The following is a 24,679-nucleotide window of genomic DNA, read 5'->3' as shown; positions in this document are numbered from 1 at the left end:
ATGCCTCTGCATTCAAAGCGTCTGCAGGCCCGCGACGGGAGCGTTCGCGCCGGCCGGATCGATCTGCACGTTCTCGCTTGAAGGAACGATCTCACCATCGAGAATGCGATGCGCCTTCGCGCGATCGAGGTCCCCCTCCCACGAGGCGACGACCACCGTGGCAACGCAGTTTCCGACATAATTGCCGAGCGCGCGGGCGATGCCGATGAACCAGTCCACCGACAAGATCAGCACCAGTCCGATCGCCGGGATGGCCGGAATGGCTGCCAGCGTCGCCGCGAGGACGACAATGGCCGAGCCCGGGACGCCATGAGCTCCCTTGGACGTGAGCAACGCGACGCCGAGGATCGCCAGGAGATCGCCCGTGGCGAGTGGTGTGTTCGTCGCCTGTGCAATGAAGACCGCCGCCAGGGTCAAGTAGATCGAGAAGGCATCCAGATTGAATGAGTACCCTGTCGGGATGACCAAACCGACCGTCGACCGCTTGATCCCGAGCTGTTCGAGCTTGCGCATGGTCTGCGGAAGCACGCTGTCGCCTGCGGCCGTGCCGAGAACGATCATCAGCTCTTCACGCAGATAGACCAGCAACTTGAACAGGCTGAAGCCCGAGAGCCGCATGATCGCTCCGAGCACGACGACCACGAAGAAGAACACCGCCAGATAGAACAGGGCAACAAGCCCCCCGAGCTGCTTCAGTGAACCGATGCCATACTTGCCGACAGTGAAGGCGATCGCACCGAAGACGCCGAGCGGGGCGAGCCGGACGACGAAGTTCATCATCTTGAAGATGATCTCGTTCACCCGCTCGACGAAATCGACGACTGGCCTCGCGCGCTCGCCGCACAACGACATGGCACAACCAAACATGATCGAGACGATCAGGACCTGCAGAACATCGCCGGAGCTGAAGGCTCCGACGATGGTCGACGGGATGAGCTTCATCAGGAATTCGGAGACGCCTCCGCCGGCGACCTGAGCGGCGGTCTGGCTGAACCCGCTAAGCGCCTTGGCGTCCAGCGTCCTTGGATCGATGTTCATTCCGGCGCCGGGCTGAAAATAGTAAGCAAGCGCGATGCCGAACACCAAGGCGATGGTGGTGACGATCTCGAAATAGAGAAGCGAGCGGATGCCCACCCTTCCAACCTTTGAAAGGTCGCCGGCCGCCGATATTCCCTGCACCACCACGCAAAACACGATGACGGGCACCAGCATCTTGATGAGTTTGATAAAGCCGTCGCCCAGCGGCTTCATCTGCAATGCAGTGTCCGGATAGGCCATGCCGAGAGCGATGCCGGCCGCGAGTGCAACGACCACTTGGAAGAAGAGTGACTTGAAAATCTTGGGCATGGCTTTCCTCGCTCCCTGGGCTTCCATTTGTCTGGCTTGGTCGGCCTTTAGCCTTCGCCACTCTTAGCGTTGGCGGCGACGTGAAGTCGCCGCGGATGGAGCCGTTCGGTCGCGGCAGCACGCGCGAGGTCTCCATCGGTCATTCGTTGACCAGCCTCGCTGCCGAGTCCAATATATAGAACGACACGATTGATAGGGTTTCACTATGGATCTGCGCCAGCTCCGGTACTTCATCGCGGTGGCCGAGGAGCGCAGCTTCACCCTTGCCGCCCGACGGCTGAACCTCTCGCAGCCGCCGCTCAGCCAACATATCCAGGCGCTCGAGGCCGAACTCGGCACCCAGCTCCTCTACAGGACCAGCCGCAGGGTCGAGTTGACGCAGGCCGGCGAAGCCATGCTGGTGCGGGGGCGCGCGATCCTGCAGCAGGTCAAAGCCACGGAAGATGAGGTTCGGTCGATCGGCGCCGGCTTGGTCGGAACGCTGGATGTCGGGGCGACCGGCTCCATCCTGCGCGGTCGTCTCGCCGAGCTGCTCGCGGCCTATCGGAAGGTTGCGCCATTGGTCAAGATGACGGTACATGAGCAGGCGCCGGCGCTGCAGATCGCCGCGCTCCTCAGCCGTGCCACCAACATCTGTCTCATTCGCGGCATTCCCGCCGAGCGCGACCTGACCAGCAAGCTGGCGTGGCGCGAAGAGGTCGTCCTGGCCGTGCCCCGCAGCCATCGGCTGGCGCAACGCAGGCGCATCGCCCTCGGCGATCTCGCCTCCGAGGATCACGTCGTCCTGGATCCGGACAGCTCGGATTTCGCCCGCTACGTGCGGAAGTGCTGTGTCGACGCCGGCTTTCTCCCAAAGGTTTCCCAGCAAGTCGTCGATGCCCAGTCGATCCCAAGTCTGATTGCCGCAGGTTTTGGTGTCGCACTCGTGCCGCAGTCGATTGAGCGGTTCACAACCACCGACATCGTATTCCGCCCGATCAGGCCCTCGCCGCCCACGGCCGATGTGTTTCTGGTGTTCAGGGAGGACGAGACGTCGATGGTGGTGCACAATTTCATCAGGCTCGCTCTTCGCTATCTCAACCAGCGAAGAGCCTGAGCCAGGCCCACGTCATCGGCCATGCCAGCAGGGACCGCCACCGCTCAGACCATTGCGATGGCCACGTGTGGCCGTCGTGCCGAAAGCACGGGACAAGCGCCGATCGTCGTCGATGAAGCGCGACGTGTCGGAATGAAACGTCCAAGCTGTTGAGAACATTGGAGCGGGTGAAGGGAATCGAACCCTCGTATTCAGCTTGGAAGGCTGCTGCTCTACCATTGAGCTACACCCGCGTCAGGGGCTCCCTAACACGGTCGGACGGCGGTCTCAACTGCCGCGACGGCGACTTTTCGCACAGCTTGCTTGCCTTACGAACCAGCTTGGGTTCCGGCCGATCCGCTCGCCCTTAACAGCGGCGGCCTTACAACCTATATTGAAATCTCCCGAAACCAACGAAAGGAGGTGATCCAGTGTCTTATCTCAAGCGCTGTCACCTCGCTGGGATCGCCCGCTAGGCTCTAGACAAAAGGCTTGGCATCAGGGCGCTCTCAGCCCTGGACCAGCGAGCAAGAAATCGGGCGCGACGGGGCACTCCCCGCCGCGCCTTTTCCTTTTCAGATTTGCCCTGATCGGGAGGGTCGGGACCGCTCGCCGGCTCAGCTCGTGCGAAGCCGTTCGCGCAGCGCAACGGCGGCGATCAGCATGCGGACGCACCATGCCATGACCGCGCGGTGAGGTTCCGCGCCGAGGAGCACCGTGCAGATGCTCGTGAGCAAGCATGGGGCAATCGCCTTGCCGATCCTGCTTGCCAGCGAGAGCAGGAACGGCATCGCCGCAATTGATATTTGCAGGACGTCCATGGTCGACCACCGCCCTGGGCAACGGCTTCAAAAACCGCAGATGTTGAGCGCACGCGGGCGTTTGCCGCGCCGGCTCTCCACGATCCGCTCGCCGCCATTTTCGGCCGAGCTGCCGTAATAGCGGTGATGGCCGGCCTGGTCGTGCAGATCGGCCGGTTCGGATTGTCCCGCCCGACGCGCGTCGCAGATGATCTTGATGGTGTGACCCGCCATTGCCGCCTCCAGCAAAAACCTTGTTGTTGTGGTCATCAGTCGCGACCGCTTTCGGCGGCGTTCACGCGGCACGGCCGTAATCGGGTTTCAGGACGGTTTCGTCGCTTGCCGGCCACGCAATATTCTGCTTCGGGATTGTCGGCACGGACTGCGGTGCTACGTCCTCGGGACTTTCGTAAGTAACTTGCGCAGAAGAGAGGTGACGATGCTGTACGCCATCCTGGCCTATCACGTGGAAGACGAGGTCTTGTCCTGGACGCCGGAGCAGGACGCCGCCGTCGTCGCCAAAGTCATCGAGGTTCAGGCGCCGCTACGAGCCAGCGGACAGTTTGGGCCGGCCGCCCGTCTGGATGAGACCCGAAAGGCCCGCACCTTGCGGGGCCCTGGCGCGGGCATGGTGCTGGACGGTCCGTTTGCCGAGACCAAGGAGCAGCTGCTGGGCTTCCACCTCATGGAATGCGCCAGCGAGGATGAGGCGATCGCGGCGGCGCGGAAGCTGCGTGCGGTCAATCCGACGGCGGTCTACGAAATCCGTCCGGTCAAGCTTTACGTGCCGGCCGACGGGTTCGGCGCGACATCCGGATGAGCCGCCGCCTTACGTATCCGGCTCCGTTCGCGCGATGCTGAAGCGCTGCATCACGACGGCGCCGAAGGCGATGAACCAGATAAAGGGCGCGACACGCGGCGCGAACGCCGCAACGATCGTGCCCGGGATGAACACCAGGAACGGAAACAGCGAGATCATGATCTCGTGACGCCATGCGCCCAGGATGGTCCACCACAGCCAGGCATTAAGGCCGGCGATCGCGGTCAGATGCAGGCCGTAGAGCACCGCCACCGCGTTGCTCATGCCGTAATTGGTGTAGAGGCCATTGGTCACAGGCAGCAGCACGATCGAGAGCAGGAAGAACAGATTGAGGATCACCGCGCCACGGCTGCCGACCGGCTGGCGCGCCAGGCGCCGGTGATGGCTGATCCAGAACACGCCAGCGATGATGAAGCTGAGCGCGAAGCCGGCGAGCTTGCCGGAATAGACATGGGCGAGATCGCTCCAGCCGGGGGCGCTGGTGAACACCGCGGCCTTGGGCAAGTCGTAGGCGAGCAGCGTCATGGCAACGCCAAAAATGGTGTTGCTGAGCGATTCCAGCCGCCGCATCTCGAACTGGTCGGGCTTGAGCTCGGTCATACCGGAGGGTTTCTCGGGCTGGAACTTGGGGCCGTCTTTCCCCCTAAATCCTAAACCCGGTTTCGTCCAGCTGCATTGCGATTCGCGCCGGGATCGCCGAGTCTCAGCCTTTCACCGGGGCGATTCGTGGCGACATATCTGGACACGCTCAATGCGGAGCAGCGCCGCGCCGTCGAGCATGGCGTGGCGGAAGGTGCGACCGTGGGCGCCCCCCTGCTCGTCATTGCCGGCGCCGGCTCCGGCAAGACCAACACGCTCGCCCACCGCGTCGCGCATCTGATCGTCGCCGGCGCCGATCCGCGCCGCATCCTGTTGATGACATTCTCCCGCCGCGCCGCGGCCGAGATGGCCGGCCGGGTCGAACGCATCGCCCGAAAAGTGCTGGGCGAGAACAACGCCGCGATCATGCGCGATGCACTCACCTGGGCCGGCACCTTCCACGGCATCGGCGCGCGCCTCTTGCGCGAATATGCCGAACGCATCGGCCTCGACCCCGCCTTCACCATCCACGACCGCGAGGACTCCGCGGACCTGATGAACCTGGTCCGGCACGAGCGCGGGCTGTCGAAAACGGAGAGCCGTTTTCCGGCCAAGGGCACGTGCCTTTCGATCTACTCGCGCTGCATCAATGCCGAGATGGAGATCGAGAAGGTTTTGGGGGTGCACTATCCCTGGTGCGCGGGCTGGGCGGCCGAGCTGAAAGGCCTGTTCGCGGCCTATGTCGAGGCCAAGCAAGCCCAGCATGTGCTCGATTACGACGATCTCCTGCTCTACTGGTCGCAGATCATGAGCGATGCGCTGATCGCGGAAGAGATCGGTGGCCGCTTCGATCACGTGCTGGTCGACGAATACCAGGACACCAACCGCCTGCAATCTTCGATCCTGCTGGCGTTGAAGCCCGACGGACGCGGGCTCACAGTGGTCGGCGACGATGCCCAGTCGATCTATTCGTTCCGCGCCGCCACAGTGCGCAACATCCTGGATTTTCCGCAGAGCTTTTCGCCGCGTGCGGAAATGATCACGCTCGACCGCAACTACCGCTCGACGCAAGCAGTGCTGGCGGCGGCCAACGGCGTCATCGGCCTCGCGCGCGAGCGCTTCACCAAGAATCTGTGGACCGACCGCGCCTCGTCGCACAAGCCGCAGCTCGTCACCGTGCATGACGAGGCCGACCAGGCCCGCTACATCGTCGAACAGGTGCTGGCCAATCGCGAGCAAGGCGCGCTGCTCAAGCACCAGGCGGTACTGTTCCGGACCTCCTCGCATTCGGGCCCGCTTGAGATCGAGCTGACCCGCCGCAACATCCCCTTCGTCAAGTTCGGCGGACTGAAATTCCTCGATGCAGCCCACGTCAAGGACGTGCTGGCGCTGCTGCGTTTCGCCGAGAATCCGCGCGACCGGGTCGCGGGTTTCCGCATCCTGCATCTGTTGCCGGGCATCGGACCCGCGACCGCGCAGCGCGTGCTGGACCAGATGGCCGAGAGCACCGATCCGCTCGCCGCGCTGGGCCAGCTCCTGGCGCCTGCTCGTGCCGGTGCTGATTGGACCGACTTCGTCCGCACGGCCCAGAATTTGCGCTATTCGGAATGGCCGACCGATCTCGAACGCGTGCGACTCTGGTACGAGCCGCATCTTGAGCGCATCCACGAGGATGCCGAGACGCGGCGCGCCGATTTGATGCAGCTCGAGCAGATTGCGAGCGGCTACGCCTCGCGCGAGAAATTTTTGACCGAGCTCACGCTCGATCCGCCCAATGCAACCAGCGACAAATCCGGTCCGCCGTTGCGCGACGAGGATTACCTGATCCTCTCCACCATCCATTCCGCCAAGGGCCAGGAGTGGAAGTCGGTGTTCGTGCTCAACGTCGTCGACGGCTGCATGCCCTCCGATCTCGGCGCCGGCACCACCGCCGAGCTCGAGGAGGAGCGCCGCCTGCTCTATGTCGCAATGACGCGCGCCAAGGACGATCTCCACCTCGTCGTGCCACAGCGCTTCTTCATCCACGGCCAGGCCGCCAAGGGCGACCGCCACGTCTACGCCTCGCGCACCCGCTTCATCCCGGAGCAGTTGGTCTATCTGTTCGAGCGCACCGCCTGGCCGAAGGCCGCGGCGGGTGCGGCGCGCACGGCGGCGCTGGGTCCGAAGATCGACATCGGGGCGAAGATGCGCGGGATGTGGCGGTAGGTTTGGGCCGGATTGAACAAACGGAAACTGAGCATTTCCGAAAGCCGCCTTGTGGCGGTGCGGCTGTTCATTAAGTGTCGTCCATCTTCCCGCAGAGACTTCATCCATGACCGCACCGCTCGAATTCGGACTGGATACCTTTGGCGACGTCACCAAGGACGCCTCCGGCGCGATGCTTTCGCATGCGCAGGTGATCCGCAACGTCGTCGACGAAGCCGTGCTGGCCGATGAGCTCGGTCTCGACTTCATCGGCCTCGGCGAACATCACCGCGCCGACTTCGCGATCTCCTCGCCCGAGACCGTGCTCGCAGCCATCGCGGCGCGCACCAGGCGCATCCATCTCGGCTCGGCCGTGACGGTGCTGAGCTCGGACGATCCGATCCGCGTGTTCCAGCGCTTCGCCACGTTGGATGCGCTCTCGAACGGGCGCGCCGAGGTGATCCTCGGCCGCGGCTCGTTCACCGAATCCTTTCCACTGTTCGGCTTCGACCTGCGCAAATACGAAGAGCTGTTCGAGGAAAAGCTCGACCTGTTCACGGCCCTGCTGTCGCAAACGCCGGTGACCTGGGAAGGCAAGCTGCGTCCGCCGCTGCGCGATCAATCGGTCTATCCGCCAATCGAGAACGGCACGCTGAAAACCTGGATCGGCGTCGGCGGCAGTCCGCAATCGGTGGTGCGTGCCGCGCATTACGGCCTGCCCTTGATGCTCGCGATAATCGGCGGCGATCCTGCGCGCTTTGCGCCCTACGTCGATCTCTATCACCGCGCGTTCAAGGAGTTCGGTCGCCCGGCGCAGCCGATCGGCGTGCATTCGCCCGGCTATGTCGCCGAGACTGACGCACAGGCGCGCGAGGAGCTATGGCCAGACTACAAGGCTATGCGTGACCGCATCGGCAAGGAACGCGGCTGGCCGCCGATGGGCCGCGACGAGTTCGTGAACGAGGCCGAGCACGGCTCGCTCTATGTCGGCGCGCCGGAAACGGTCGCACGCAAGATCGCCAAGACGGCAAAGGCGCTCGGCATCTCGCGCTTCCAGTTGAAATATTCGGCAGGTCCATTGGCGCACGAGAAGCTGATGCGCAGCATCGAGCTTTATGGGCGCAAGGTGGTGCCGATGGTGCGGGAGTTGATCGGGTAAAGTCTACCTTCGGTCTACGACGTCGCGCCCTGCTTCATCAGCCCGAGCCTGCTTGCGCCGACATAGAGCGAGAGCACGGCGGCGTTCGAGACGTTGAGACTCTTGATCTCGCCGGGCATGTCGAGGCGCGCCACAACGCTGCAGGTCTCGCGGGTCAACTGCCTGAGGCCCTTGCCTTCGGCGCCGAGCACCAGCGCCAGCGGCTCACGCAGTGCGACGTCGCCGAGATCCTCAGTGCCTTCGCTGTCGAGCCCGACGGTCTGAAAGCCGCGCTCGTTCAGCGCGGTGAGCGCGCGGGCGAGGTTTTGCACGGTGATGAGCGGCACGAGCTCGAGCGCACCGGAGGCTGCCTTCGCGAGCACGCCGGTTGCTTCCGGACTGTGACGCGCGGTGGTGACGATCGCCTTCACCGCAAAGGCCGCGGCGGAGCGCAAGATCGCGCCGACATTGTGTGGATCGGTGATCTGGTCGAGCACCAGCACCATGCCTTCCTGCTTCAATGTCTCGATGTCGGGCGAAGGCAGAGGATCGGCTTCCGCGAGCAGACCCTGATGCACGGCGTCTGGCGACAGCAGACGGTCGATCTCCTGGGGCCGGACGATCTCGGGCGCGACAGGAGTCGCGATGTTTTCGTCCGCAAGCCGCCTTGCGGCGTTCTCGGTCAGCGTCAGCTTGCGGATCCGCCGCCGAGGGTTGGCGAGCGCCATCGTGACGGTGTGCCAGCCATACAGGATGACGGGCCCGTCGGGGTGCGAATCGCGGTCGCGCCAAGCCGGCCGGCCGGCGGACTTCCCGGGCCTGTTGAAGGGCTTAGCCCCGCCGCGAGCCCCCTTGGGGCCGAATTTTCGATCCTTCATGGGCTCGCTTGTGTCACGGGCGCCGGAATATGGCAATTTGGCTGCCTTTGGGCGCGGTTTTAGCTGTTCGCCTCGGTTGACTTTGCCCCACCGCATCGCTCATAAACGCGCCCGGTCGCGCCCCGATCCGGGTTGTCGCGGCCTTCACGTTCCATGGCCGTCTTCGGTCCGCCGGCAAGGTCCGGCCCGATTGTGCTGCCGTCGAGCGGGGGAGTGTCCCGAGTGGCAAAGGGAGCTGACTGTAAATCAGCCGCCTCATGGCTTCGCAGGTTCGAGTCCTGCCTCCCCCACCAGCCTTCGCTCGCTTCGCGAGCTTCGGCTTGGCAAGCCAGGGCAGAACGTCACGGCGCAGCCGAGCCCGGACAAGACGACTTTCTCCTAGCTGCATTCCTGTTGACCGCCACTGCGGTACGCTCACATCAAAAAGCAAAACGCCCGTCCGCATCACGCGAACGGGCGTCTCGTTGGCAGCTAATCAGAGATCAGTTGTAACGGCGCAGCACGCGGTGGCCGCCGTAATAGTACGGCGCGGGCGCGCGGCGGGCGTAGCCATAGCGCGGACCGTAGCCGTAGTGCACGCGCGGCAGATAGCCCTGGCGCGGGCCGTAGCCGTAGCGATACGGCCGATAGTACGGCCGACGATAGGGATAGGCATCCGGAGCTGCGACCGCCGCGGCGCGATAGCCATAACCGTAGCCATAATTGGCGGGGGCAACGACCGCGTCTTCACGGTAGGTCGGATACGGCGCGAACGCGCCCGGGCCGGTGTAGGTCGGCCCCTGGTTGACGTAGTAATATTGCGTGGTCGGCTCGACGAGGCGCTCATAGGCGCCATAGCCGTATCCATAGCCGCCGCAACCTGTGTTGCAGCCGGAATAGACCGGCGCGACCGGCTGGCACGGATTGAAGCCGCAGGCCGCGGCTGGCGCGGTCCCCACGAACATCGCGGCAGCCGCCGCGACCAGTCCCGAAATCATCTGACGCATTACTCTCTCCTGTTAATCTTCGTTTGTTGGATTTTGACGTTTCTTAACCGGGCGGCTTGCCGGCCCCCTCGGCATGCGGCCGCGGCCGACGATGCTGCGGATTCACATTGATCTCCGGCGCGAGGATCACCGGCGGGGGATCGATGGGCACGTCCATCTGCGGCGGCAGCGGCGCCGATTGCGCGCCCCAGCTCTGATGGTAGCTCTCGGCCGGCTTCGGCAATCTGCGGTTCGCGGGCGGCTCGACCTCGAGCCGGCCGTAGCCGGGCCGCAGGCCCAACGTCGGATAATAATGGCCAACGTCGTCGGGCTGCCGCTCGGCGATATAGCGCCCGCCATAGATCGTGGGCTGCACCTGCTGGTTCTTGCCGAGGCCCCAGACGCCCTCGACAACGCTATAGGATGCGTCGATGTTGTTGATGATGATCGGCACGCCCGGACGGCCGGGAACGACAATATCGAAGCCGCCGCCGGCCAGCGCCGTCGCGGGCAGTCCGATCAGAAAAGCGGCGAGCGCCACAGCGCGCATGAGAGGACCCCATTTATCCGGCGACAACCTATCCGATCGCAACGCCGAGAGGGTTAAGGCCCGCTCACCAATTTCCGGTAAGCCTAATGTGCAAGGATTGCGCGCCGCTCAAATGCTGCAAAGCGGACTAGTGAAGCGTTAACGGCGCCGAGCTACCGACGGGAACCACGCCGAATGCTCACATCTGTTTGACCATCCAGCTACGAAATCGAACGGTTTCACCGGAACGTCCGGCGTGCTCGATATTTAGCCCCCGTTCAATCACAACGGGAGCCAACAATCATGAATATCAAACTCCTCGGCGCCGTCGCGATCGCAACCACCACTCTCGCGGGCTCCGCGATGGCACAGGCGGTGATCAATAATCCTGCCCGCTGCTCGGCCCAGTTCCCCAATGCAAACTGCCAGAATCTCGGACAGGGAAACCCGTACACCGACCGGGGCTATCGCCATCGTCGCATGTCCTATCGGCAGACCAACAGCGGCGACTGGAATAACGACTGGAGCAGGAGCCGCACCGGATTCTGGCCGACCGATGTCGCGGCGGGCGTAGCCGGTGCCGCGATCGGTACCGCGGGCGCGATCGCAACCGCTCCGTTCCGCGCCTGGGACAATTCCTACGCCTACGACAATTCGTGGGACAATCGCCGCTGGGACACCCGCACCTATGCCCAGCGTAACGGCTTCGTCTGCACGCCCGGCACCTGGTTCAAGGGCGAAGATGGCCGCCGGCACATGTGCCAGTAAACGGGACTCATATCGAACGACACAACAGGCGGCCCGCTGGGCCGCCTGATTCATGTCTTGCGACGATGATCGCGGTTCTGGCTCTTTCCGGCCAAGTCTGATATTGCGCCGCGCACGGGTGGACGGCCCCGGCATCTGCCGGCCCCTGCCACTTCCTCAAGTGTCGCCGGCTTAGCTCAGCGGTAGAGCAGCGGTTTTGTAAACCGAAGGTCGGGGGTTCAATCCCCTCAGCCGGCACCATTTGACTATCCCCCAGCCTTCGCTAGTGTTCGTTTCGGCGACAGAAATCGCTGAATTCCAGGTGTTTTTCCTTCGTCGGCGTTCGCGTCCCTCCGCAAGCTACCGCCATTTCTGTTGGTAGGAGTGTTGGTATCTCCGGGATCGGGTGTTGGTAGGGGAGAGACACAGCAGGGGGACGATCAATGCCACTGACCGATGTAGCCGTCCGCGGCGCGAAGAAGAGGGACAAAGCCTACAAACTGTCCGACGCCGGCGGCCTTTACTTGCTTGTCGAAGCCAACGGATCGAAATTGTGGAGGCATGCGTTTCGGTTCGCCGGCAAGCAAAAACTACTCTCGCTTGGGAAATATCCCCTCGTCAGCCTCGCGGCCGCGCGCGACGCGCGCGACGCGAACAAGCGGTTGCTGGCGGCGGGGATCGATCCGTCTGAAAAGCGGAAGGCCGACGAGAGAGCGGCTTTAGCGGCCCCCCTGACGACGTTCAATGCGCTGGCCGATGCGTGGCTGGCCAACCAGCGCGAGACGGACAAGAGCGCGACCACGCTGGACAAGTTGACGTGGATAATCGACCTCGTCCGACCGCAGATCGGCCAGCTTCAGATCGGCGCCATCACGTCCGCAAACGTGCTGGAGGCGCTCCGTAAAGTGGAAGCGACCGGCCGACATGGAAAGAACCGGTACGAGACGACGAAGCGATGCCGGGCGACGCTTAGCCGTGTGTTCTCGTATGCGGTCGCGGAGGGCCTGCGCGAATTCGACCCGGCGGCGGCTTTTGTAAAGTCCGGCCACTTGATACCACCGCAAACGAGAAGCTACGCCGCCATCGTCGAGCCGAAAGCTTTCGGCGCCCTCCTCCGCTCAATCGATGGTTACGACGGCACCAAAGAGACGCGGCTTGCCTTGCAACTCCTCGCCCTGACTGCACTGCGGCCGGGTGAACTGCGGCAGCTGCGGTGGTCATGGGTGACTGACGATATCGCCAATCCCGCCATCACGCTGCCACCCAACGTGATGAAGATGCGCAGGGAACACAAAGTCCCGCTATCCCAACAGGCGATCGCCATCATCGCAGAACTGCGCGGGAGCACCGGCTGGTCATCGATGCACGCCGAGGTCGGCGCCGACTATGTGTTCCCTAACGCGCAGCCTCGCCGCCTGATCGGCAGGGATGGCATGCCGTCGAAGCGACCTGCATTGCGGCCGATGTCCGAAGGCGCGCTGGGTTCTGCTCTCCGCCGGCTTGGGTATTCGAGCGACACGCACGTCCCCCACGGCTTCCGATCGTCCTTCTCGACCCTAGCGAATAGCTCGCGGCTCTTTGATGCTGACGTTATCGAAGCAGCGCTGGCCCACAGCGACGGCAACCAAATTCGCAGCATCTACAACCGGGCCACTTACGACGCAGACCGAGCCCGTCTCGCTCAGTGGTGGGCGGATTATCTGGACGACCTGCGCAAGTCCGGCAATGTTGTCCCGATCGCGAAGGCGCGGCGGTCGCGGTCGGCGTGACTTCAGAAGTACCGGGCTCAGCTTCTCACCGACCATTTTCGTCGTCGACATATGGTCCGTCCACGTCGGCGACGAAGCGCGGGGGAAGTCGTCGCAAGATCAATGCCGGGAATGCCACGCGTCCAGCGTGTGAAGAAGTTCTTCGCTGAAAGAGGTAAGGCCGCAAAGGTCGACACCATGGACGTTTGCCACCGTGGTCGCCGGTGCGTCACCGTCGGCGACGCGCTGGCGTCTAGCCCAGCCCGTGCGATTACCCCGACAAGCGACCATCGTGTTTGCCTGACCCCGGCTAGACGCCCGGGGTCACTTCTCGCAAATCAACGTTTGCGTCGCCTTCGCCTTCTGTCGAGCGAGGCTCAAATTCCGGTAAAGCTCCCGGAATTAGGGGGACAAATGGGGGACAAGAGCGGGACATTATGGGGGGACAAAAATAATTTTAAGACAGGTCAGGTTTTTGCGGTCCGTCTGATTTGATCGGACATCGAACGCTTTAGCGAAAATCACAACGACAACGCCAAGCTTACTCAGGAATTTGTCCCGGGCTTGTCCCCGTTGAAATTCATGTCGAAGCTCTGCACCTTTCAGCGATCGACAGCGCGTGATTGCGGAAATGAGCGACAAAAATGAACAGCGATATGACGATCGCAGACGTCATCAAGATCTACAATTTGCCACTCAACGTTAGCCCGAAGCAGTTCTGTCAGGTCGCCGGGATCGGCATGACCCGGTTCTACGACTTGGTCAAAGACGGCACGATCCGCCTTCGCAAGAACGGCAGGTCATCGGCCGTTCCGGTCGAGGACCTATATCAGCTGCTCCGCGGCGATCCGGAAAATGTCAGTGCGGTGTACGAGGTGTCCGCCGATCGGCTTGAACGGATCAAGGCCCAACGCGGCGCCTGACCCTCTGCGCCGGCGGGGCGTGACCGCCGGCGTTTGCCCGCCCGGATGTACGGCGGCGCACCGGCGGCGCGCCGGGTTTCCCTCTTTCACCAGCGCGCCGCCCTTCCCTGACGCGAGGTTCAAGATGGGCGATCTTCTGAAATTCCCGACTGATCGAAGCCGCGCCCGACGGCGCGGCCGACGCCGTAAAGCCGCGATCGCGCAGGTCTTTGTCGTCCCTCCGGCCCGACATCGCAAGGTCGTGGCATTCGTTGTCGGGCAGATGCGCAAGCGATCGACGCTGGAAGGCGCCGAACAGGAATTGTTCGACCATCTTTGGCTTGAAGCATCGCGGCTTTCCGACCTCGGCATCGGTGACGATGAAATCGACCGTCACACTCGCGACTTCGCGCGGTCCGCTTGGCGGATCGTGCTGCAAGACCGGCCAGCGTGGGGTGTGGCATGACCGAGAAGACAACCGTGCTGCGCGCGGTGCGGGATGCGCGGCGCGAATTGGCCCCGCATCGCCAACATGGAGACCCCGCAAGGCTTCGTGTTCACATCGCCCAGCCGAAGAAGGTCGTGCTCTTGCCCGGCCGCTTCCGCGATGAAGCCTACGTGCGCCGTCACGTCGAATTCGTGCTGAGCTTGGACGCCGAGCGCGGTGAAGCCCACGTTCAAAGGAACCTGCTCGCCATCCGCCGCGTGCTGGACGAACTGGGTGTCGACCCGGCTGATGCCGATCGGGAGGTGCGAAACATCGAAGGGCGCGTTCGCGCCGAGCTATGGAAGCAGGTTCTGACGCCGGGCGGTGAACAATGAGCACCGCAGCCGCTCGCCGGCTTGCCCCGGCGAATGAGACGACCAAAGCAGCCGACAAGGAAACGGATCGCGACAATATCGCGCCGCTTCGGGTACGCGATCTGAACAAGGTCTATCGCGACAGCTACGGCCTGGTACTGCCGCCGTCCGATGACGGCCGATACGCCGCTCATGTGTGGCTGGTTCACACGGCCCGGACTGGGGCCGGCGCAGAGCAGCGCATGGACAGCTTTCTGGAATTTCGCGCCCATTGGATGTCGATCGCGGAGCGCAGCGCCGCGAAGGAAGCCGCTTTCGCGTCGACCAAGTTCTGGGGCGCAGACGAACTCGCATTCGATTTTGGGATCACATATGCCAAGCGCACCGCGTTAGGGCTCACGACGATCGGTTCGATCGACGTCGACGCCGCCGGGCGAAAGGCGATCCGGAAAGAAAAGCAGCGCGAACGCGAGCAGCGGCGCCGGCTTCGCGAACGCCTTCGCCGAAAGCCTGATGTAACCGCGGCCGCCCGCCGGGCGGACGCGATAGGCCAGATGTTGCCTCCCGGCGAATGGATCGACGTCCGGGCAATCTGCGGTGAACTGGGGCGCGGAAAGACGATCGCCTTTGGCCGCTTGACCGGCAAAACCCTCGCCGCTGCCGTCCATCGCGCGATCGAACACGGCATCAGCGAAGGCTGGCTTCAAAAGCGCGTCCTACCCGGGCCGAAGATGCCGATCGCGCAGATCGCCAAACGAAGCGCCCGCTGATGCTTATGACTTATCAAATTTCAGGCTGGACACGTTTCTTGATATCGATATCCGCACGATATCATAAAGCCGTGCGCAGCCTGAATTTGAGGCTGCGCACGCAAGTCGGATATCGATATCCAAATCGCGTGTCCACCAATTCTTCTTACTTAAAGAAGATTGCTGCCAACTCGCTGGGCACCTTTCGGCCGCGCGCACCTCGCCCGCATCAGGTCGCAACAGGTCCTGCGAGCGCCGGACGCGCCTTCGGGCGCGCCGGCGACGGGCAGACACCCGGACCGAAGATGGACACCGCCAGAACCGCGGTCAGATCATGACCGACGGCGTCCAACTCCTCCGGCTCTATCAGCGGAAGACCCCAGACGGCGACGCCGCGTTCTTTGGAACGATGGGCGACGCTTTGGTCTCAATGACCCGCGGCCGAAGCCGTCGGGACGTGTGGGTCGTCACATTGCACAGTCCAAGCCAAGATCGATCAAGCTGCACGTCGGCGCCGGCGCGCCTTCCGGCGCGTCCGGCGGATCAAGACGGTTGGTACGAAGACCACACCATGAACGATGACATTCCGGAGACCTTCGCGATCGAAAGGGACAATGATGACCAACGTTGACAAGACCGACTGGGAAACTGGCGAGCACCGCGAACCGATCAAGCCTGTCGCCCCGTCACCCCGCGGTCGACCGCCCAAGCTGATCCAGTCGACGGCAGAACAGACGAACGACGCCGTCGCGGACGATCAGGGCCACCGCGATGAGACGCAGTAGCGCGGCAGGGCCGTTAGGGAGCCCGCTGATGCGCGCGCCGATCGACGGTCCTTTGCCGTGGCCTGCTTCTGCAAACGCACAGACGGCCGCGGCTGCAAGGCCTACCCCCCTCCCCCCTCATCAAAGGAACGTGTGGAGGCCAGTGCATGAGGTGCGGCACGAAGCGCCCCGATTTCTGAGCATGTCCAGTCCGGTTGAATTCCCGTTTATGTAATTGGAGAACGACGAAAGATGCCTTCAAAACCGCCTAAACCGAAGCGGCCTTCCGGCGCGCCCGGTGCCTCTCAGGCGCAGATCGCGACACATCTCGACATCAGCCAGCCCCGCGTCGCGCAGTTTGTCGGCGAAGGCGTGTTCAAGCCGCTGCCGAGCCGGAAACTTGATCTGGACGCATGCCGGATCGCCTATATTCGCTGGCTGCGCGACGAAACGAGGAAGTCCTCACAGTCGGCGGCCGCGGCGCGCGTCCAAGACGCGCGCGCGAAGGCGATCGAACTGCGGACGGCCCGCGAAGAAGGCCAGCTGTGGGATGCTGAAGCCACCAAGGCGGCCATCGAAGATATCTTAGGGACGTACCGATCAGAGCTTGAGGGCGTGGCGCCCGGTTCGACACGCGATCTGGCGATCCGGACCGCGATCCAGCAGCAAATCGACGACGCGATGGACCGTTGCCGCGCGCGTTTCGCGCGCGCCGAGCGCGCTTTGTCCAACGGCCGCGATCCATTTGACGGAGACTAAGCAATGTTTCAACGTTCAGCACGACTTGCGCGGTTGCGCATGTTCGAAATTGCGGCCGATCACTGCAAGCCGCTGTTCCCCGCGGCGCAGATTGACCCGCCGGCGGTCGACTGTCAGGCAATCATCGACGTCGAAGCGCTGATCACCGCCGCAGAACAGGAATTGCTGTCGGCGATCGCCGATAGGTTCGCGGCGTTGCGCGCGGCAGCGCGCATCCCGACCGTCGCCGAACCTATTTCGGACAGCTCGATCGCCGACTTGATCACGCCCGGCCGCGCCGTCCACCTGACCGGTGTCGCGCGTCCGACCCTCTACCGGCTCTGCAAGGATCATCCGATCGGAAGTCCAGAAGGCTTTTCGCTGTGGCGTGTGGACGAACAGCGCTTCCTGATTTCCCAGTCCCGCCTGGAACGCTTTCTGCAAAGCCGGCCGCTTCGAATGAGACGTAACGAGACGAAAAAGCCGGGACCTGAGACGCGTTGAGACGTCTTCCGCGTTGATCGGCGATGGTCGAAGCAGAGATGCTGATTGCGTCGAAGGAGCGGACGCGATGGCTTGGCGAAAACTGACGAACCACGACGGGACCACGTACTTCGTGAACCTTGAAACCGTCACGCACATCTACCGATACGAAACCGGTGGATCGTGGCTCATGTTCGCGGGCCGCAATAACCAGGGTTACGCCGCGTCGATCCACGTTAGGGAGACGCCGGACGAAATCCTTTCGGGCGTAGACCTGTCCTGACATTTTTTTGGAGACGTCTTCATGAGCGAAGAAACTTACACCAAATCCAAACTTCAGGCGGCAGTCGCTGCTGCGGTGGCAGACGAACGGCGCCGGCTCGCCGCGATCATGGGCGCGCCAGAAGCCGCCGGCCGCGAAGGTCTGGCGCTGACCCTCGCCACGACGACTAGCCAGTCGGTCGATCAAGCGCGGGCCGCTCTGGCTGCCGCGACGGCCGTTCCGGCTTCGGGCCGCGCCGGCGCAAGCCCTCTCGGTCTTTCGATCGCACAGCCGACGGCGGAAGCCAGCGGCGCCGACGCGTCGTCCCTGTGGGACAAGTCTCTGGCGTCGCGCGGAATGAAGGTCGGCGGGGGCAAGTGAATGCGAAATCCTTTCAAACGAACGGAGAACGACAAGCGCGCCGCCGCGTTGCAGGCAGAATTGAAGGCCGCGTGCGCAAAGCTCGCCGACCTCGACGCCGGCAAAGTGGCCGCTCAGGTTGACAGCGTTGCCTTCGCGAAGTGGAGCGCCGAGCGCAACGCCGCTGCGCTTGAAGTCGATCGCTTGACGGGTCTGATTGAAACCAACGAAACCGAAGCAGAGACCGCGCGGAAGGCAGAAGCCGATGCCGCCACGCGCCGGGAAATTGCGGCGGCTCGCAAAGCCGCGAACGATCTGGCGGCGCGCATCAGGACGGACGGGCAGCGGATCGCCGCCGAACTGTTGCAGCTGGCGAAGGACGCCGCGCAACAGGCCCTTGATGCCAAGCGCTTGAACGAAACTCTGCCCGACGGCGAAGCACCGATCCCGGCGGCCGACATCATCGCTCGCGACTTCGGCGCCGAACCACGCAAGGATATTGCGTCGCGCACCGTCGATCTCTGGGTCGCTGAGACCAGCGGGGACATCATTGGCGGTCAAGATGCAGTCGCGTCCGATGATGGCATTAATGGTCAAGTGCACGTCTTCGGCGGGTCAATGCGGTGGAAATGCGTCAAGCGCCGCTTCCGTGAGACGGAGTTTCATCCGGCTACATCCTTCGATTGGCCCGGGAGCTTCTATGAATTGCTCCGGTTGCCGCGCTTCGACGCACAGGGTTGCCTTTTCGACGGCAGCCTCATGGTGCCTGAGGCCGTTGCCGATCTTGACGTCGCCGCCGCGGTGGCGCCGCGGAAAAAGACGCCGCGGTCGACGCAAATCGAATTGGTCCCAGTCGACCCAGCATGGCCGCCGGCTGACGCAAAGAGCGAAGCCGATCGGAATTCGGCGCTACGATGATCTTCGGAGCGTCGCCGTTTTCTCGGTCTCGTTCCGGCGATGCTCTGTCACGGCCGCGGGTCGAAGCAAGAACGACCCGCGGCCCAAGCCTTTTCCCACCCACACGCGGTCAGCGGCTTCCGTCGCCGCTAGCATCGTGCTGGGCCGCGGAGGCCGGGAGGGCGTCCGCGGCCATTTTTCTCCACTCCAAATCAGGTATCCAAGATGGCATTGAGCGAACGACGGCTGATGACCGCTCTTGAACAGCAGAATGAAAAGTTGTCCCGCGCACGTCGGGACCTCTTTGCGGCCGAGGAAAATGTCAAAACGCTCTTGCGTGCTGAGTGTAGTTCGCTCGCAACCGCAGAAAAATACGCCGCGTGGGACGCTGCTCTTAAGTCCGCCGGACTGGAAGTCCAAAGACATGCATGGATTTTGGCCATCATCGAAAGCGGTGGAGACCCGCAGACCGAAGTAATGGGAGGCGACAATCGCTAAGATAATCGAGGCCAAGGCGGTCATCAGCGCCGAAGACAAGACCGGAGCGGTCTTCGACAAGATCGCGAAGAAGATCGAAGGGATCGCCAAATCGGCGAAGTCATCGAAGGAAGTCGACGCGCTGACGAAGTCGCTGTCCCGGGCGCAACAGCAAATGGCGGCGATCGATCGCTTCGGCGCGGCGAAAGACGGCTTTTCCAGCGCCCGGACGAAATTCCGCGAAGCGCAGGTCGCCGTTGAAAAGGCGGCGGTCGCGATGAAGCGCGGACAGGGCGACGCGGACGCGCTCGCGCGTAGCTATGAGAAGGCGCAAGCCGCAGTCTCGCGGGCCTCCGCTGCGTTCGAACGGCAGCGATCCGCCTTCGTCGGCGCCAAGCGTGGCCTTGAAGAATTCGGCGTCCCGATCAACCGGGCGGTTTCACAGCAAGAAAAGCTGCGCGCTGCCGTCGACCGGACGAACGCGGCGCTGGACCGGCAGGCGGCGAAGTCGGAACGGTCGGCGCGCCGGCGGCAGATGATTTCCAACGCCGCCGGGCTGGCCGGCGGCTTCCTTGCGCATGAAGCCAAGCGCGGCGCCGGCAATGTGCTGCATACTTACCGCGAGTTCGACAAGGAACGCCGCTTCGGTAAGGCGGTCATGGGCCTGTCCGATGCCGAACAGGCACCGCTTGTCGCGCAGGCGATCCACATGGGCGCCAAGACCAAATATAACGACGTTCAGGTTCTGGAAGCGCAGCGCGAACTTGCCGCGCGCGGCCTGAATAAAAATCAGGTCATGGGCATGATGGAACCGGCCGCGTCGCTCGGCATGTCTATGGACCTGACGCTGCCGGACGCGGTGAAGCAGATGGAAGGCGCGATCTTCGGCTTCCGGAAGGACACGTCGACGCAGGAAGCCGCGCTGGCGGCCGCGCGCCAGACCGCGGACTATCAGGTCAAGGCGGCGAAAGTCACCGGCATGACGCCGGAGGATATCTCGCAGCTGTATAAGTTCGGCGCGACGCCGGCGCGGCTGGCGGGTATCTCGGAAGCATCCCTGCTCGGCTTCGGCGGCGTCTTGAAGAAGGCGAATATCCGCGGCGACGAAGCGGGCACCGCATTTCGCGCGCTGACCGCGATGACGCAGGCGCCGACCGCCGGCGCCAAAACCGCATTGCTCGCGGCCGGCATGGATTACAAAAACTACCAGACCATGCGTGACCATCTGGACGTCGACCCGTTCGCCGCCGACGTCGCGGCGCGGTACGGCGTCAAGCTGAATGGCGCGACGAAGGCCGGTCTGGGGAAAATCTTCAGCAATAAGGACGTGATCGCGGACCCGGCGAAGTTCGGCCCCGCCGTGACGTCGCTTCTTCGTGACAGCCTTGAAGGCAACGATGCGAAATCGCTGAAAAGCATCGCAGGCGCCGCGCAGCGCTACCGGAACGCCAGCGTCCAGTCGGTCGACGCAAACGCGCTGATCAAGGACCTGATGCCGAAGCTGGCCGGCAACCTGCCGCTGGCGAACGCGCTGTTCGGATCGAAGCAGGGCGGCCGCATCGCGACCGCGCTGTCCGACGAAGGGACGCTGCGGCACGTCATTGAGGAAATCGAAAAGAATTCGTCCGGCTATTCGGAGAAGATCGCCGGCGAGCGCATGTCCGGCTTTGACGGCGCCGTTTCCCGTCTGGAAGGTTCGATAAAGAACCTCGAAACCGCGATCGGCCGCGCCTTCGATAACGATGGTAAAGGGGGGCCGCTGACATGGGCCACCGACATGCTTGGCAAGGGCGTGCAGGGCACCGCAGAACTTCCGCCGTGGGCAGTCGGTGCGGGCGCCGCCGCCGCTGCTGGCGGCGGCATCTACGGCGGCGTCAAGTTTGCCCAGACCATTTTTGGCGGCTTCGGCCTGTCGTCGTCGGCGGTCGCGCTGGATGGGTCCGCCGCGGCGCTCACGGCGGCCGCCGCGGAGCTATCCGCGGCCGCGGGTGTCAAGAGCATTCCCGACGCAGTCAAGAACGCTGCGCCGGCCGCAACGAGCGCCGCCGCGTCGTCATGGTGGGCTTTAGGAGCAGCTGCCGTGCCGTGGCTAGGCGCCGGCGCAGCGACCATCGGCGGGCTCTACGCGATGCACAAGTCCGTAGAGGACGCCGGCTATTCCGGCTTGACCAGCGGCGAGCGGCTACGGCTTCAGCGCGGATCGATGCGCGACGTCTATCGCCGGGCCTTTGGTTACGACGAACTGTCTTCCCCCGAAGTGTCGCCAACGATGACCTACGGGACCGGCGTCGCCGGCGACAAGCTGGTTCAGGCGCAACTGACCGGATCGGCCGAAGTTCACGGCGAAGCGAAGATCATCGTCGAAGCAAGCTCGACGCTTCTGGAAGTAGTGAGGCAGGCGCAGAATGCGGTGAAACTGTTTGGCACGCTAAACTCTAGCGGTCCGGGATCGGTCGGGCTGTCGTCCCCGGACGCGTCAGCGCCCTCGCCGCGACCGTCGACGGGCACTAGCGGCGCCGCAAGCGGGAGTTGGTGAGCGTGGACGATCAAAGCGCCTTCCGCGAAAGCGTCATCCGCGAAATCGATCAACTCCGGGCACGGCAGATCGCGACGGAAGCCATGGTCACGCAAGTGTTGGCCCTGCTTTGCGTCAAAGCTGGCCCTAATATCTCGGCAGAGTTGATTGATCAGATACGGCGAGACCTACACGTTCAAGAGGATCAGCCGAATGATCCGTTCGTCCTATTGGTGGAAGAATTCGTCGCAAAACTTGCCGACAAGATCGAACGACAAGTCCGGGTAATGATGGGCGCGAACCGGTGACAGACCGGGTACATTCCCGCGTTGTCCCCGCCGATCTTCCCCGTTGTGTCCCGGTCTCGCTTTCCGCTAGGGCTAAGCGGACCGCCGGCAGTTCGCGCTGCCAGCGGTCCTAACCTGCAACACGATGGATGAGATCATGCAGCAAGCTGAACAAACCAATATCATTGTCGGGCCTTGGGCGCACTCCTTCACGCCGATCGAACTGCTTTGGAACGAATTTCAGTCCGCGGCCAGCGAAAAGCAGCGCGTCTATGCTCTGGCGGACCAAGCCGCCGCCGGCGACCCTGAAGCGGCCGAAGCCGCATGCGACGCAGCGTATGACGCTGTGGAGGCGATCGCCGATGCGATCCTTGCCACCCCCTTCGCTTCGAAGGCGGACGTTGCCATTCAGGCTCAAGTTCTCTTGTCGCGCGGTGCCGATCCGGCGGACCTGCTTCACTACCGGCCGCAAGACCTGACGCGCTTCGTTCAGGAAGTCCGCGGCCTCGCCCAGCTGTAGACGCGCGCATGACAGCGGACCGCACCGATCGGATGAAAGCCCTCAGCAAGCTGGCGCTGGGCATTGTCAGCCGGTGCGGCGAGCGTTTCTGTATCGATCGCGCGGACGGCCGCTGGCGGCTGTCGGACGTCCGTCATAACGAATTCCGGCTCACGCTGTCGCGACCGATCGACGATGGGGAGCGGACGTCCGCGCTGGACATCCGGTTCGACGGCAAGACCGTCCTGCACGTCGAATGGACGACTGAGAGAGTGCTACGGATGTCATACCGGCCCGGCGCGTGGGAAGCCCTACTGCTTCGTTACGATCGCGCGCCGGTGCTGGCGGGATATCAAGAACGGTGATTATTGTTCGGGCTGCGACGAAGGGATCGACATTGCCGATTTGATACGGCACGTTTAGGCGGCGCATCTTGGCTTTCCTGATGCGCCCCCGCTGCTCGCGAACAGTTAAAGGTTGTTGCAATGGGAAGTCCGATCCGATTTGGGGCCGAAGGGATCGAAATTCACGTGAATGGAAAGCGATATTCTTCGCTTCCGGGAACGGTGGCCTTGATCTGCACAATCAGCCTCACGGCGTTTTGGGCCGCTACGCGTGGTACTGGCTGGAGCGCATTTTTTGGGTGGATCGTTATTGTCGCGCCGCTCGCGTTTCTAGTTGGCGCTCTAATCTGGTTCGGTGCCCTTGCTCATGCCGAATGGCTTTTCGCTCGCTGGTACCGTGCGGCTGTTGGCATCGTCATTGCCGTTGTGCTGGTTGTTCTTGAAGCGGGGGAATTTCGGCTTCCGTCTGGCGAGAAACTCAACGGGTATGTCTGGGCGGCAATAATTTTAGTCGTTCTCGCGATCGGCGCCGTCGCTCGGTGGCGTATGAGCGAAGCCCGTCGCAGGTAATTCTTTGATGGCCTTCTGCTGGCTTAGACATCGCCCAAGAACGCATGCCGGACCGACGAAGTCCGCGATCGTCGGATCGACGACCTGTTCGAAATAGCGGTCGATGTTATGCCGGCCCGACCGCCTGTGCTACCTTGTGGAAGGTCGTCCAACCCCAGCCGATCGCCGCGCTTGCCACGGCGACGTCACGGAGTTGATCAAAGGTGATCGGTAGCTGCGGCCTGCGCGGTCGATCAGGCCAGTGAGGCGGATGTTTTCCAGTAAGGGGCGCCCATGATCGAATTTTTCCGATCTGCCATTTTGGCCCGCAGCGCTTCGATTGGATCAGGCCGACCCATTGCGGGTTGTCGGTCGACACGTTCAAGGCAGTCTGGCCGGTCAAGCCGATCCGGTTCACGCCGTCCAGCCGTGGGCATCGATGGGTGCGCGCGCGGCTGGACGCCTGGCTCGAAACGCTCGGCACAAACGATCCCCAAACAGGCAGCGTACGGCGCAGATTTGGGGACATGCTCGGCAGGCCGTCGCAACCGATCACGACAAGGCGTCGGCGCGTGAGCGGACCTGACGCGGCTCGCGGGCAACCGAAGCGCCGGGCAAAGGACAAGGCACGCAGATCAATAGTCACTCTTGAGCAACTTCCCTTGTTCGCCGACGAATGGTCGCTGAGCGAGGCCCTTTTAGGGCCCGGCAAATACACCCATTGGCGGGCCGTCGTTACTTTGCTCGAAGGACGGGGCTTCCCAAAAATCGACGGCTTGATGGGCGGTCGATACACGGGCGCTGTCCGCGCTTTCTTCGACCATCAATATGGCATTTGCGACGCGACCCAAGTACTGGCGCCGCATCAGCCCGCGAACTTAGGAGCAGCCCATAAAAGAAAGCGCAGGCCCTAACACCCATGGGCGGGGCCGCCGGCCGGGGGGCCGGCGACCCCTCGCCGCGAAGGCGTCAGTACGCGAAACAAGGACGACCTCGCGACTGCATCTAGCATCGGCGCCGTCCCTGGCAAGCGCAATGAGATACGATCGTTAGTGTTACTTGGAGGGCTTAGTGGCCGCTGGTGGCTTGGCTGCTGGCCTGCGCGAGGTGATCGCCTCTACCTTCTTCAGCGTCTGTGCAAACTCAGATCGGAGATATTGTTCGTGCTTCCGGTCTGTAGGCTCCGAGAGGAATGCAACCTTTACCAGGAAGCGGTTCAGTAGCGATGCTATCGCGAGGTTG

General features: G+C 63.2%; 31 protein-coding genes and 3 tRNA genes. 25 read left to right on the top strand and 9 right to left on the bottom strand.

Annotated features, from left to right (window positions below):
- Positions 1-12: 12 nt before the first annotated feature.
- Positions 13-1,347 (bottom strand): C4-dicarboxylate transporter DctA, encoded by a 1,335-nt coding sequence (locus IVA92_RS17670; protein ID WP_247280943.1) that lies wholly within the window; start codon positions 1,345-1,347, stop codon positions 13-15.
- 205 nt (positions 1,348-1,552) lie between these two features.
- Here IVA92_RS17670 and IVA92_RS17665 point away from each other — a divergent pair, with 205 nt between their 5' ends.
- Positions 1,553-2,443, top strand: coding sequence for a LysR substrate-binding domain-containing protein (locus IVA92_RS17665; RefSeq protein WP_247280942.1), 891 nt, complete (start codon positions 1,553-1,555; stop codon positions 2,441-2,443).
- A gap of 159 nt (positions 2,444-2,602) precedes the next feature.
- Here IVA92_RS17665 and IVA92_RS17660 read toward each other — a convergent pair.
- The 3 genes from IVA92_RS17660 to IVA92_RS17650 form a co-directional block, all read right to left on the bottom strand.
- Positions 2,603-2,676: transfer RNA gene (locus tag IVA92_RS17660), tRNA-Gly, on the bottom strand.
- 363 nt (positions 2,677-3,039) lie between these two features.
- Positions 3,040-3,243: a hypothetical protein gene (locus IVA92_RS17655; RefSeq protein WP_247280941.1), complete on the bottom strand. Its 204-nt coding sequence runs from the start codon at positions 3,241-3,243 to the stop codon at positions 3,040-3,042.
- A gap of 27 nt (positions 3,244-3,270) precedes the next feature.
- Positions 3,271-3,456 (bottom strand): hypothetical protein, encoded by a 186-nt coding sequence (locus IVA92_RS17650; protein WP_247280940.1) that lies wholly within the window; start codon positions 3,454-3,456, stop codon positions 3,271-3,273.
- 205 nt (positions 3,457-3,661) lie between these two features.
- On the opposite strand from IVA92_RS17650, the gene IVA92_RS17645 reads away from it, so the two are divergent.
- Positions 3,662-4,042: a YciI family protein gene (locus IVA92_RS17645; RefSeq protein ID WP_247280939.1), complete on the top strand. Its 381-nt coding sequence runs from the start codon at positions 3,662-3,664 to the stop codon at positions 4,040-4,042.
- A 9-nt stretch (positions 4,043-4,051) separates the two neighbouring features.
- Here the strand turns inward: IVA92_RS17645 and IVA92_RS17640 are convergent, their stop codons facing one another.
- The gene (locus IVA92_RS17640; RefSeq protein ID WP_247280938.1) at positions 4,052-4,642 is read right to left on the bottom strand and encodes a TMEM175 family protein; all 591 of its coding nucleotides are present in this window, start codon (positions 4,640-4,642) and stop codon (positions 4,052-4,054) included.
- 126 nt (positions 4,643-4,768) lie between these two features.
- Here IVA92_RS17640 and IVA92_RS17635 point away from each other — a divergent pair, with 126 nt between their 5' ends.
- Together IVA92_RS17635 and IVA92_RS17630 are read left to right on the top strand one after the other, a co-directional pair.
- On the top strand, positions 4,769-6,826 hold the full coding sequence (locus IVA92_RS17635) for an ATP-dependent helicase (protein WP_247280937.1): 2,058 nt from the start codon (positions 4,769-4,771) through the stop codon (positions 6,824-6,826).
- Between the two features lie 106 nt (positions 6,827-6,932).
- A complete protein-coding gene (locus tag IVA92_RS17630; RefSeq protein ID WP_247280936.1) occupies positions 6,933-7,964 on the top strand; it encodes an LLM class flavin-dependent oxidoreductase in 1,032 nt (343 codons plus the stop codon).
- A 14-nt stretch (positions 7,965-7,978) separates the two neighbouring features.
- Here the strand turns inward: IVA92_RS17630 and rlmB are convergent, their stop codons facing one another.
- On the bottom strand, positions 7,979-8,821 hold the full coding sequence (gene rlmB / locus IVA92_RS17625) for a 23S rRNA (guanosine(2251)-2'-O)-methyltransferase RlmB (protein ID WP_247280935.1): 843 nt from the start codon (positions 8,819-8,821) through the stop codon (positions 7,979-7,981).
- 207 nt (positions 8,822-9,028) lie between these two features.
- On the opposite strand from rlmB, the gene IVA92_RS17620 reads away from it, so the two are divergent.
- Positions 9,029-9,114 (top strand) — tRNA-Tyr (locus IVA92_RS17620).
- Between the two features lie 189 nt (positions 9,115-9,303).
- On the opposite strand, the gene IVA92_RS17615 is transcribed toward IVA92_RS17620, so the two are convergent.
- Both IVA92_RS17615 and IVA92_RS17610 read right to left on the bottom strand, forming a co-directional pair.
- Positions 9,304-9,807: a hypothetical protein gene (locus IVA92_RS17615; protein WP_247280934.1), complete on the bottom strand. Its 504-nt coding sequence runs from the start codon at positions 9,805-9,807 to the stop codon at positions 9,304-9,306.
- Between the two features lie 43 nt (positions 9,808-9,850).
- Positions 9,851-10,336, bottom strand: coding sequence for a hypothetical protein (locus tag IVA92_RS17610; RefSeq protein ID WP_247280933.1), 486 nt, complete (start codon positions 10,334-10,336; stop codon positions 9,851-9,853).
- Between the two features lie 282 nt (positions 10,337-10,618).
- On the opposite strand from IVA92_RS17610, the gene IVA92_RS17605 reads away from it, so the two are divergent.
- The 19 genes from IVA92_RS17605 (at position 10,619) to IVA92_RS17515 (ending at position 23,458) form a co-directional block, all read left to right on the top strand.
- Positions 10,619-11,083 carry a hypothetical protein gene (locus tag IVA92_RS17605; RefSeq protein ID WP_247280932.1) on the top strand — a complete coding sequence of 155 codons (465 nt, stop codon included), beginning with the start codon at positions 10,619-10,621 and terminating at the stop codon, positions 11,081-11,083.
- A gap of 165 nt (positions 11,084-11,248) precedes the next feature.
- Positions 11,249-11,323, top strand: a tRNA-Thr gene (locus IVA92_RS17600).
- Positions 11,324-11,505: 182 nt separating this feature from the next.
- A complete protein-coding gene (locus IVA92_RS17595; protein WP_247280931.1) occupies positions 11,506-12,831 on the top strand; it encodes an integrase arm-type DNA-binding domain-containing protein in 1,326 nt (441 codons plus the stop codon).
- Between the two features lie 623 nt (positions 12,832-13,454).
- The gene (locus IVA92_RS17590; RefSeq protein WP_247280930.1) at positions 13,455-13,733 is read left to right on the top strand and encodes a hypothetical protein; all 279 of its coding nucleotides are present in this window, start codon (positions 13,455-13,457) and stop codon (positions 13,731-13,733) included.
- Between the two features lie 124 nt (positions 13,734-13,857).
- A complete protein-coding gene (locus IVA92_RS17585) occupies positions 13,858-14,178 on the top strand; it encodes a hypothetical protein (protein ID WP_247280929.1) in 321 nt (106 codons plus the stop codon).
- A complete protein-coding gene (locus IVA92_RS17580; RefSeq protein ID WP_247280928.1) occupies positions 14,175-14,534 on the top strand; it encodes a DUF6074 family protein in 360 nt (119 codons plus the stop codon). Before IVA92_RS17585 ends, IVA92_RS17580 begins: the two co-directional genes overlap by 4 nt.
- Positions 14,531-15,283: a hypothetical protein gene (locus IVA92_RS17575; protein ID WP_247280927.1), complete on the top strand. Its 753-nt coding sequence runs from the start codon at positions 14,531-14,533 to the stop codon at positions 15,281-15,283. Before IVA92_RS17580 ends, IVA92_RS17575 begins: the two co-directional genes overlap by 4 nt.
- Before the next feature lie 593 nt (positions 15,284-15,876).
- A complete protein-coding gene (locus IVA92_RS17570) occupies positions 15,877-16,047 on the top strand; it encodes a hypothetical protein (protein WP_247280926.1) in 171 nt (56 codons plus the stop codon).
- Positions 16,048-16,278: 231 nt separating this feature from the next.
- The gene (locus IVA92_RS17565) at positions 16,279-16,785 is read left to right on the top strand and encodes a hypothetical protein (protein WP_247280925.1); all 507 of its coding nucleotides are present in this window, start codon (positions 16,279-16,281) and stop codon (positions 16,783-16,785) included.
- Between the two features lie 39 nt (positions 16,786-16,824).
- On the top strand, positions 16,825-17,268 hold the full coding sequence (locus IVA92_RS17560; protein ID WP_247280924.1) for a hypothetical protein: 444 nt from the start codon (positions 16,825-16,827) through the stop codon (positions 17,266-17,268).
- A 67-nt stretch (positions 17,269-17,335) separates the two neighbouring features.
- Positions 17,336-17,530 (top strand): hypothetical protein, encoded by a 195-nt coding sequence (locus tag IVA92_RS17555; RefSeq protein ID WP_247280923.1) that lies wholly within the window; start codon positions 17,336-17,338, stop codon positions 17,528-17,530.
- 21 nt (positions 17,531-17,551) lie between these two features.
- A complete protein-coding gene (locus IVA92_RS17550) occupies positions 17,552-17,890 on the top strand; it encodes a hypothetical protein (protein ID WP_247280922.1) in 339 nt (112 codons plus the stop codon).
- Entirely contained in the window at positions 17,891-18,787 is an 897-nt protein-coding gene (locus IVA92_RS17545) for a hypothetical protein (protein WP_247280921.1), read from the top strand.
- Between the two features lie 204 nt (positions 18,788-18,991).
- On the top strand, positions 18,992-19,264 hold the full coding sequence (locus IVA92_RS17540) for a hypothetical protein (protein ID WP_247280920.1): 273 nt from the start codon (positions 18,992-18,994) through the stop codon (positions 19,262-19,264).
- Between the two features lie 154 nt (positions 19,265-19,418).
- Positions 19,419-21,779, top strand: a complete 2,361-nt coding sequence (locus IVA92_RS17535) for a phage tail tape measure protein (protein WP_247280919.1) — start codon at positions 19,419-19,421, stop codon at positions 21,777-21,779.
- A 2-nt stretch (positions 21,780-21,781) separates the two neighbouring features.
- Positions 21,782-22,066 (top strand): hypothetical protein, encoded by a 285-nt coding sequence (locus IVA92_RS17530; protein ID WP_247280918.1) that lies wholly within the window; start codon positions 21,782-21,784, stop codon positions 22,064-22,066.
- A 136-nt stretch (positions 22,067-22,202) separates the two neighbouring features.
- Positions 22,203-22,565, top strand: a complete 363-nt coding sequence (locus IVA92_RS17525) for a hypothetical protein (RefSeq protein WP_247280917.1) — start codon at positions 22,203-22,205, stop codon at positions 22,563-22,565.
- An 8-nt stretch (positions 22,566-22,573) separates the two neighbouring features.
- A complete protein-coding gene (locus IVA92_RS17520; RefSeq protein WP_247280916.1) occupies positions 22,574-22,909 on the top strand; it encodes a hypothetical protein in 336 nt (111 codons plus the stop codon).
- Positions 22,910-23,029: 120 nt separating this feature from the next.
- Entirely contained in the window at positions 23,030-23,458 is a 429-nt protein-coding gene (locus tag IVA92_RS17515; RefSeq protein ID WP_247280915.1) for a hypothetical protein, read from the top strand.
- Positions 23,459-23,564: 106 nt separating this feature from the next.
- On the opposite strand, the gene IVA92_RS17510 is transcribed toward IVA92_RS17515, so the two are convergent.
- Complete coding sequence (locus IVA92_RS17510) at positions 23,565-24,083, bottom strand: hypothetical protein (protein ID WP_247280914.1); 519 nt, start codon at positions 24,081-24,083, stop codon at positions 23,565-23,567.
- A 16-nt stretch (positions 24,084-24,099) separates the two neighbouring features.
- Between IVA92_RS17510 and IVA92_RS17505 the strand changes: the two genes are divergently transcribed.
- The gene (locus IVA92_RS17505; RefSeq protein ID WP_247280913.1) at positions 24,100-24,351 is read left to right on the top strand and encodes a hypothetical protein; all 252 of its coding nucleotides are present in this window, start codon (positions 24,100-24,102) and stop codon (positions 24,349-24,351) included.
- The last annotated feature ends 328 nt before the right edge of the window (positions 24,352-24,679 follow it).

The sequence above is a fragment of the Bradyrhizobium sp. 154 genome (assembly GCF_023073875.1).
Lineage (GTDB): Bacteria > Pseudomonadota > Alphaproteobacteria > Rhizobiales > Xanthobacteraceae > Bradyrhizobium.
Note: the sequence above shows the minus strand (reverse complement) of the source record. Positions and strands in the feature narration are given on the sequence as shown.

Coding starts and splice junctions, on each gene's coding strand:
- IVA92_RS17630 (WP_247280936.1), top strand. CDS start 6,933: ATGACCGCACCGCTCGAATTCGGACTGGATACCTTTGGCGACGTCACC.
- IVA92_RS17665 (WP_247280942.1), top strand. CDS start 1,553: ATGGATCTGCGCCAGCTCCGGTACTTCATCGCGGTGGCCGAGGAGCGC.
- IVA92_RS17585 (WP_247280929.1), top strand. CDS start 13,858: ATGGGCGATCTTCTGAAATTCCCGACTGATCGAAGCCGCGCCCGACGG.
- IVA92_RS17575 (WP_247280927.1), top strand. CDS start 14,531: ATGAGCACCGCAGCCGCTCGCCGGCTTGCCCCGGCGAATGAGACGACC.
- IVA92_RS17610 (WP_247280933.1), bottom strand. CDS start 10,336: ATGCGCGCTGTGGCGCTCGCCGCTTTTCTGATCGGACTGCCCGCGACG.
- IVA92_RS17520 (WP_247280916.1), top strand. CDS start 22,574: ATGACAGCGGACCGCACCGATCGGATGAAAGCCCTCAGCAAGCTGGCG.
- IVA92_RS17545 (WP_247280921.1), top strand. CDS start 17,891: ATGCGAAATCCTTTCAAACGAACGGAGAACGACAAGCGCGCCGCCGCG.
- IVA92_RS17560 (WP_247280924.1), top strand. CDS start 16,825: ATGTTCGAAATTGCGGCCGATCACTGCAAGCCGCTGTTCCCCGCGGCG.
- IVA92_RS17615 (WP_247280934.1), bottom strand. CDS start 9,807: ATGCGTCAGATGATTTCGGGACTGGTCGCGGCGGCTGCCGCGATGTTC.
- IVA92_RS17640 (WP_247280938.1), bottom strand. CDS start 4,642: ATGACCGAGCTCAAGCCCGACCAGTTCGAGATGCGGCGGCTGGAATCG.
- IVA92_RS17595 (WP_247280931.1), top strand. CDS start 11,506: ATGCCACTGACCGATGTAGCCGTCCGCGGCGCGAAGAAGAGGGACAAA.
- IVA92_RS17570 (WP_247280926.1), top strand. CDS start 15,877: ATGATGACCAACGTTGACAAGACCGACTGGGAAACTGGCGAGCACCGC.
- IVA92_RS17565 (WP_247280925.1), top strand. CDS start 16,279: ATGCCTTCAAAACCGCCTAAACCGAAGCGGCCTTCCGGCGCGCCCGGT.
- IVA92_RS17590 (WP_247280930.1), top strand. CDS start 13,455: ATGAACAGCGATATGACGATCGCAGACGTCATCAAGATCTACAATTTG.
- IVA92_RS17540 (WP_247280920.1), top strand. CDS start 18,992: ATGGCATTGAGCGAACGACGGCTGATGACCGCTCTTGAACAGCAGAAT.
- IVA92_RS17515 (WP_247280915.1), top strand. CDS start 23,030: ATGGGAAGTCCGATCCGATTTGGGGCCGAAGGGATCGAAATTCACGTG.
- IVA92_RS17580 (WP_247280928.1), top strand. CDS start 14,175: ATGACCGAGAAGACAACCGTGCTGCGCGCGGTGCGGGATGCGCGGCGC.
- IVA92_RS17550 (WP_247280922.1), top strand. CDS start 17,552: ATGAGCGAAGAAACTTACACCAAATCCAAACTTCAGGCGGCAGTCGCT.
- IVA92_RS17605 (WP_247280932.1), top strand. CDS start 10,619: ATGAATATCAAACTCCTCGGCGCCGTCGCGATCGCAACCACCACTCTC.
- rlmB (WP_247280935.1), bottom strand. CDS start 8,821: ATGAAGGATCGAAAATTCGGCCCCAAGGGGGCTCGCGGCGGGGCTAAG.
- IVA92_RS17645 (WP_247280939.1), top strand. CDS start 3,662: ATGCTGTACGCCATCCTGGCCTATCACGTGGAAGACGAGGTCTTGTCC.
- IVA92_RS17650 (WP_247280940.1), bottom strand. CDS start 3,456: ATGGCGGGTCACACCATCAAGATCATCTGCGACGCGCGTCGGGCGGGA.
- IVA92_RS17535 (WP_247280919.1), top strand. CDS start 19,419: ATGGCGGCGATCGATCGCTTCGGCGCGGCGAAAGACGGCTTTTCCAGC.
- IVA92_RS17670 (WP_247280943.1), bottom strand. CDS start 1,347: ATGCCCAAGATTTTCAAGTCACTCTTCTTCCAAGTGGTCGTTGCACTC.
- IVA92_RS17525 (WP_247280917.1), top strand. CDS start 22,203: ATGCAGCAAGCTGAACAAACCAATATCATTGTCGGGCCTTGGGCGCAC.
- IVA92_RS17655 (WP_247280941.1), bottom strand. CDS start 3,243: ATGGACGTCCTGCAAATATCAATTGCGGCGATGCCGTTCCTGCTCTCG.
- IVA92_RS17555 (WP_247280923.1), top strand. CDS start 17,336: ATGGCTTGGCGAAAACTGACGAACCACGACGGGACCACGTACTTCGTG.